Origin of the sequence: Paraglaciecola marina (assembly GCF_004360155.1) — a bacterium.
Lineage (GTDB): Bacteria > Pseudomonadota > Gammaproteobacteria > Enterobacterales > Alteromonadaceae > Paraglaciecola > Paraglaciecola marina.
Map to the genome: position 1 here is coordinate 268,213 of NZ_SAIS01000007.1, position 7,818 is coordinate 276,030.

Below are 7,818 nucleotides of genomic sequence, written 5' to 3' on the forward strand. Positions count from 1 at the left end.
CTACACTTTATACAAACTTAAATACAAACCTTAATAAAAGTGTCATAAATAGTATGAATAATCGTGCCCGTCGTCGATGTACTAAGGAAACTCCAGAATGGCAAAACGTATTTTATTAGTAGAGGATGAAGCTCCTATCCGAGACATGTTGAAGTTTGTACTTGAACAGTCCGGCTATGAAGCAATTGAAGCTGAAGATTATGATGTAGCGTTAGAGAAAATTATAGAACCTTATCCAGATTTAATCCTTTTAGATTGGATGTTACCTGGAGGTACAGGGGTACAGCTTGCTAAAAAGCTTAAGCAGCATGAATACGCTAGAGACATTCCAATTATCATGCTGACAGCTAGGGGGGAAGAGGAAGATAAAATAAGAGGCTTAGAAGCAGGGGCCGATGACTATGTTACAAAGCCATTCTCTCCTAAAGAGCTTGTTGCCCGTGTGAAAGCAGTTATCAGGAGGGTTACCCCTACATCTAGTGAAGATGCGATTGATTTTCAAGGCCTAAAGCTTGATCCCGTATCCCATCGTGTTACCTCAAATGATACACCAATAGAAATGGGGCCAACTGAATTTAAATTATTACACTTTTTCATGACCCATGCAGAACGAGTCTATAGTAGAGAACAATTATTAGATAACGTGTGGGGTACTAATGTGTATGTTGAAGACAGAACCGTAGATGTACACATTAGAAGGCTTCGTAAAGCTTTATCTAGCTTTGAACATGACAATATGATTCAAACTGTACGGGGCGCAGGTTATCGTTTTTCAAGCAAACTTTAACCTAGGTTCTAGTCATTGGTTACCTGAATATCAGGGCTTTAAATTTAAGTTATAAATAAGGAATAGTGACTATTATGTTTAAGCCGCACCCTTGGCTAAGAAGTATTCTTAAGTTTATTGTATATATCATAATGATATTTTCACTTGGGTATTATTTACAACAAGTGTTAGTCGTCTCTTTGATCGGAACTTTAATATTGCTTGGTTGGAGCTATATTCGTTTATATCGCTTAGATTATTGGTTGTGGCATAGCAAGAAAATGTCACCACCTATGTCTCGTGGAGTTTGGGCGCATATTTATGAAGGAATTTATAACTCTAATTTAAAGAATCGAAAAAAACGGAAGACTTTAGGTGAGATTGTTCGTCGCTTTCGCCAAGGTTCTGAAGCTTTGCCAGATGCGGCTGTGGTGGTAGATAAAACAGGACATATAACTTGGTGCAACCGGTTGGCCAGAATTGAATTAGGATTACGATTTCCAAATGATATGGGAAAGCTACTAACTGACATTCTTACAGATCCTAAATTAAAAGCATTTTATGAAGCGAAACGTTTTGAACACCCCATCGAAATTACGTCTCCCATTAATTCTAATAAAGTGCTCGAATTTAGGGGCGTGCCCTATGAAGATGAACACCTGATGTTACTTGTAAGAGACGTCACTAGGCTTACACAAATTGAAAATATGCGAAAAGACTTTGTGGCTAATGTCTCTCATGAATTAAAAACACCGCTCACAGTTATCAATGGCTACCTAGAAATGCTCCCTGAAGAAGGAGAAATGCCAGCTCCTATGATGAAAAAAGCAATTTCTGAAATGCGTTCCCAATCCTTAAGGATGCAGAGCTTAATTGAAGAGTTGTTAGTCTTATCAAGAATTGAAGCCAGCACAGAGCGCGCATTTGATAAGTTAGTTAATGTGCCACAAATGTTATGGCAGATCCAAGTAGAGGCAGATGCTTTGAACAGAGAGCGGGGGCATAAAATCTTTTTTGATATATCCCCCATCTTATATGTTTACGGCATTGAAACAGAATTACGCAGTGCCTTTTCAAATCTAATTTTTAATGCTATTAATTACACGCCAAACGGAGGTGTAATAGAATTAAAGTGGAGCTTAGAAGGGGCAAGGGCGACCTTCAGCGTGAAAGATAATGGAGATGGTATCTCTGCTGAGCATATTGATAGATTAACCGAACGATTTTATAGAGTCGATAAAGCAAGGTCACGTAAAACAGGTGGCTCTGGCTTGGGCCTATCCATAGTCAAGCATGTGTTGTCGCATCATAACTCTAAATTACTTATAAGTAGCTCTGTAGGCAGAGGAGCGCTCTTTTCTTGCCATTTTTCTGAAGAGTTGACGTATCTTTCTGATGAATCTAAAACCAACAGCTTTAGATAAAGGAGTTAATAGACTCATATGCAAATCGAAAGTACTGAAATAGTAGGGCACTTAGTCGTTTACAAATTATTTTAAACCGCTGCAGTTTATAGGTATTGTTAAAAGAAACTATTATAAAATAAATGTTTGAGTAGAATAGGTTTCACAAGACTTTTCTGTCAATATAATTAAATCGACTTTATTTAGGTTTTTGTAAAAGTTGAAACTTTATTACACTTCAAGTCACGCCAATGAAACATTGGTTGGGTAATTAGCTTGATACATATTTCCTACGCATAATTTAGTATCCATAGCGATTGGTACAAGAATACATTCTTAGTCCTGCATTCTTTTTATATAACATGTTTACATGGATACAAAACGGTAAAGGACCATTTAAGCAAACTATTTAGTTAATTGTGTGGTTTTGGTCTGAATTATTGAGTGAAAATGTAATTAAGAGTTGTATCATAGGTGGACTATTCAAAATCTAATCAAGTAATTAATCTATAGCTTAGTCATTGTGAAATTTTAAAGTAAATAAGTTTCGAAATTCAACTTACTGTAAAAGATGTACTTTTGGCTTTAGTTAATCGTAAATTATGTGATAGATTTCATATTGAATATGAATACGGCTCGAAATTGAAAGGTACAGTTTGAGTCAATCATACATGTATTTTTTGCTTCGAAATAGAATTGTAAAACGGGGTAAATATGGATGATTTCCAAAAAAAAAATGTTGTGTATCGTTTTTTCAGTTATGTAGTAATACTAGTATTTTCTTTGCTAATTTTCGAAAGCTCAAAGGTCAATGCTCAGTCGAGAGAAGGTTTATTATCAAATGCTTCAATAGGATTTGCTTATGAAGACAATTTATTGAAGACAAAACCTAAACAGTCAGGTCGTTCTATAAATATTGCTCCAAACCTTGGATATTTAAAATCAATAGGAAAACATAATGTGTTTTTTTCCTATGATGGAAATTATGCATCATATTTTGATAATTCTGATTTTAGTTATAGTGAGCATAATTTTAATGTTAATGGCTTTATCAGCTTACCTAATTCGACAGGTGTGAACCTATCTCTTTTTTACAGAAATGAAATTGAAGAGCCAGGCTCAAATGATTCCAGTACTAGTTCGGATTTAGTTGAGTTTAATAAGTTTAACGTGATTGGTTTTCAAACAGATTTGATTTTTGGTACGAAGCGTAGCACAGGTCAGTTTCTATTCTCTGGTGGAGTAAATAAACGTGATTACACAAATAATTTGCAATCATTTAGAGATATTGAATCAAAATTTTTAACAGGTTTATTTTATTATAGGTTTACCTCTAGATTCAGAGGTTTAGTTGAACTAACTGCTAGAGATATAACTTATGTCAGTGATAATATAATTATTGATTCAACGAATTTTGTAACGGAAGTGTTGACTGGGTTTGAGTGGAACCCATCACTTAAAACGTCTGGTTCGTTTAAAGTTGGTTACTTGGAGAGAGATTACGATTCTGTTGAACTAAATGACATTTCTGGTCTTTCATACTTGATAGACTTTAATTGGAGGCCTTCAAGCTATACTTACTTCAAGTTAAGCGGCTCTAAACGCCCAATAGAATCAGCTCAGATTGATGTCGCTGGATATTTTAGAAACTCATTTGATATTGATATACGGCATGACTTGACAGACCAAATGAATATAATGATTGGTAGTTCTTATTCTGACTATGATATTTCCTCCGAACTTTCAGGCAGAGAAGATAAAAAGTATACCTATCGTTTAGGAGCTACTTATGCCTTTAGTAGAAATTTCTCATCTAGCTTAGAGTTACGGCATGTATTAAGGGATTCCACAGTATCTATATTCAATTTCAATTCGAATGTTATTGAAATGTCTATTTTCAGCACATTCGAGTGAAATTAATTCTATTTAAAAAAGGAAAAAGTATGAAAAAGCACTTAGTGTTTTCGTTTGTTACAATATTTTTAATTCTAATAAATTCAAATGTAATTGCTCAACAAGTTGAAGATTATAAATTGTCGACAGATGATCAGGTATCTGTAATCGTATTTAACGAACCAGATTTAAACTTAAACAGAGTTCGTGTTAGTACTAATGGAACAATTTCTATGCCTCTAATTGGGCAAGTCAACGTTTCTAATTTGACTGTTAGTGAAGTAGAAAAAAAGTTGATTGGGCTATTGAGGGATGGTTATCTTAAGAAGCCAGATGTCTCAGTCTCGATTGTAGAATATAGACCATTTTATATAGGTGGCGAAGTGCAAAGGCCAGGAAGTTACCCTTATAGAAAAGGGTTAACTATTCAAAAAGCTGTAACAATTGCGGGAGGATTTACTGAAAGAGCATCTGAATCAGCAATATCTATTGAAAATAAAGAACAGAATAAAAATGTCCCGAAGGCTTCTTTCTTAGAAAGTGTAAAACCCGGTGACGTCATAACCGTCGGCGAAAGCTTTTTTTAAGGAATGTAAATTATGTATGAAAATTCATGGAACAAGTATCAGGTAGGTAACAAATGAATGAAGTAAGCGTATCTTCACAAGATGACATTATAGATTTTGGGCAATATTGGAGAACTATGTATAGAGCAAAATGGTTGATTTTGTTATCTGTTATTGTTTTCGTAGCAATTGGTTTCTACTTGACCACTAAAATTACACCTACATACGAATCAACCGCAAAAATTTTAGTCGACCCTCAAAAACCCAGTGTATCGTTTGATGATGAGAGGATTGTTTCTAATGCGATGGTTGTTTTATTTTATCAGACGCAATACGAAATATTAAGCTCTAGACAATTAGCAGAGGAGGTTATTGACAGGCTAGGCTTAATTCAAAAGTTTAAAGCACAGAAGTCGCAAAATAATGAGGCAAAGAGCTTCTTAAAAACTTTATTTGGAACTTCTGATGTTGAATTATCTGACGCTGAACTAAAGATATTAATTGCTAACAATATTCGAGATACTTTGAGCGTTAGTGGAGACCGACAAAGCCAAGTGATTCAAATTACATTTGAATCAACTGACGCCAAAGAAGCGGCAGATATCGTAAATACTTTGTCTGAAGTATATATTGAATTTGGTCTAGAATCTCGTATGAAGGAGGTGAAAAACTCCGAAGGCTGGTTGAATCAACAGTCTTCTCAGTTAAAAACATCATTGGATGGGTCAATAGCTAAATTAAATGCATATAAGCTAGAACAAGGTTTGGTCGATACCCAACAGCAGCAAAGCCTAGCTAACAGTCAGCTTCAATCTTTGAATAATGAACTTATAAGAGCGCAGACTCGATTAAGTTCTGCTCATGAACAATATTTATATGTTCAAAATTTAGAGGTAAATGATAAAGACTTGTATTCTCTAGGGCCTGTTTTACAAAATTCTACAGCAGTAGATATGGTTAAAGAACAAGCAAGGCTTTCTCAGAGAGTTAATGAGTTAAGTGAACGGTATGGCGACAAACATCCTCAAATGATTGCCGCTCGCTCTGAATTACAAAGTGCTACTGAAAATTTAGCTGTTGAAGTTAGTAAGGTTGTCGAAAATATCGAAAAAGAGTACAAATTAGCGTTACTTCAAGTTTCAAATATTGAGAAGTTAATTGCTGAAAGTAGAGAGCATATTCAAGCTCTTCAGTCCAAAGGTTTTTCTCTTCTAAGTTTGGAGAGAGAGGTTGAAAACAATAGAAGGACCTACGAAAACTTTCAACTTAGTATACTTGAGTCTAATGGAGTTAGTGATTACAGCGTGTCCAATGTTCAAGTAATAGATAAAGCGACCCCAGCACTAACACCTGCGTCTCCAAATGTTAAATTAATATTAGTTGCATTTTTTATGTTTGGCTTATTTCTGAGTATCGGTATCGCACTTCTGCGAGAGGCGATGGACAACACATTTAAGACTTCAGATTCAGTTAAAGAAAGCTTATCAATTCCGTCTCTTGGTATCACTCCACTTGTTAAATCTTCAGCAAGAGGAAATGAACCCGAAAAGCAATACTTTAAGGATGTTCGAAGTGGTTTTGCAGAGAGCATAAATACAATTAGAACTGGGTTGTTGTTCTCAAATATAGATAACCCTCCAAAAACATTATTAGTTACATCTAGTTTACCTAGTGAAGGGAAATCAACTCTAGCAATTAATTTGGCCGCAGCATATAGTCATATTGGTAAGACTCTGTTGTTAGAGGTTGATCTTAGAAAGCCTAGTATTGCTAAGAGTTTAGCGATTACTTCTGATTACGGCCTTTCGAATATTGTTAAATCTTTTGATAAAGAGATAGATAAAGGTCCCGATGGTGGGATAGTTAAGGTCGGCGAAGAAGGTCAACTTAGTGTGATTTGTGCAGGGACTTTAGTTCCTAATCCACTTGAATTACTATCTTCAAAAAAATTCGAAGATGTATTAAGTGCTTTAGGTGAACTTTATGAATATATCATACTTGACGGCCCTCCTACTTTGCCTGTTAGTGATTCATGCTTGTTAGCAAACAAGGTTGATGGGGTTGTCTTTGCGGTTAAATCAAATGACACTAAGTATAAGGACGCAAAAGAGGCCATTTTAAGACTTCAAAAGCTTCATGCTAATGTTATCGGAAGTGTTCTTACAGTAGCTGATACCAATAAAATGTCAGCATATGGAGATGAGTTTCATACTGGAAACTATTATGGTGAAGTTCCTAAATATGGCTGATGCTAGTTAATGATTGATTTACATAGCCATATTTTACCAAACATAGATGATGGTGCGAGAAGTATAGAAGAAGCCATATTAATGTTGGAATTAGCTATAGAGCAAGGTGTAAGTACTCAAGTACTTACACCTCATATTATGCCTGGTCGCTTTGACAATAAACTGTTGAATATAGAGCAAGCATTTCTTCGGTTTACTGCTGTTGCTCGAGTGCATAGCTTACCCATTAAACTTTTATACGGTGCTGAAGTTAGGATCGGCCATCATATAATTGAAATGGTTGAGTCTAACTCCTTGCCATATCTTGGTTTTTACAATGGAAAAAAAGTGTTTTTGTTAGAGTTTCCCAGGGATGAAGTACCTTTTGGTAGTGACAATCTCATTGTATGGTTATTAAAAAGGGACATTATCCCAATAATTGCACACCCTGAAAGAAACATTGTTTTTATGGAGAAAAGAGAAATGCTGGAAAATTTTGTAAGAATGGGGTGTTTAATACAAATAACAGCAGCTAGTATAACCGGTAAGTTTGGGAAAAAGGTCCAAGCTATGTCAGAAGAGTTATTAACAGGTGGAATGGTAAACGCTGTAGCTTCAGATTGCCATAACCTTAAAGGACGAGCCCCTGATCTAGGCCTAGGGTTTGATAAATTAAAGAGTATATTAAATTATGAGACTGCTCATGATTTAGTCTTTAACTTCCCTAAAGCAATAATAGAAAATAATAGTGCTTTTAATTTATAGAAAATAACATCTATCTTCCAATCATCATGTGCTAAATACCAATTTAGGGATCATAAGGCTGGGTTCTTCTACTTAGCTGAAGTAGCTCAGACTGGATATGGCAGTTACCCGTTTTTCAAATGGTGCTGTTGTAATCTCCCCATTTTAAGCAGCAGTTATTCGTAGAAATTCTTTAAGCCGCTCTCAATAGTTGTTTG

The 7,818-nt window shown here is 35.3% G+C and carries 6 protein-coding genes; all 6 read left to right on the top strand.

The window, feature by feature from the left end:
• The first annotated feature begins 97 nt into the window (after positions 1–97).
• The 6 genes from phoB to EOK74_RS12055 all read left to right on the top strand — a co-directional run bounded on the left by phoB (position 98) and on the right by EOK74_RS12055 (position 7,621).
• A complete protein-coding gene (gene phoB, locus EOK74_RS12030) occupies positions 98–787 on the top strand; it encodes a phosphate regulon transcriptional regulator PhoB (RefSeq protein ID WP_133470246.1) in 690 nt (229 codons plus the stop codon).
• 74 nt (positions 788–861) lie between these two features.
• A complete protein-coding gene (gene phoR / locus EOK74_RS12035; protein WP_133470247.1) occupies positions 862–2,190 on the top strand; it encodes a phosphate regulon sensor histidine kinase PhoR in 1,329 nt (442 codons plus the stop codon).
• A 693-nt stretch (positions 2,191–2,883) separates the two neighbouring features.
• Complete coding sequence (locus tag EOK74_RS12040; protein WP_133470248.1) at positions 2,884–4,083, top strand: outer membrane beta-barrel protein; 1,200 nt, start codon at positions 2,884–2,886, stop codon at positions 4,081–4,083.
• Positions 4,084–4,112: 29 nt separating this feature from the next.
• Positions 4,113–4,649: a polysaccharide biosynthesis/export family protein gene (locus tag EOK74_RS12045; protein WP_133470249.1), complete on the top strand. Its 537-nt coding sequence runs from the start codon at positions 4,113–4,115 to the stop codon at positions 4,647–4,649.
• 53 nt (positions 4,650–4,702) lie between these two features.
• The gene (locus EOK74_RS12050) at positions 4,703–6,877 is read left to right on the top strand and encodes a GumC family protein (protein WP_133470250.1); all 2,175 of its coding nucleotides are present in this window, start codon (positions 4,703–4,705) and stop codon (positions 6,875–6,877) included.
• A gap of 9 nt (positions 6,878–6,886) precedes the next feature.
• Entirely contained in the window at positions 6,887–7,621 is a 735-nt protein-coding gene (locus EOK74_RS12055) for a tyrosine-protein phosphatase (protein WP_133470251.1), read from the top strand.
• Positions 7,622–7,818 lie beyond the last annotated feature (197 nt).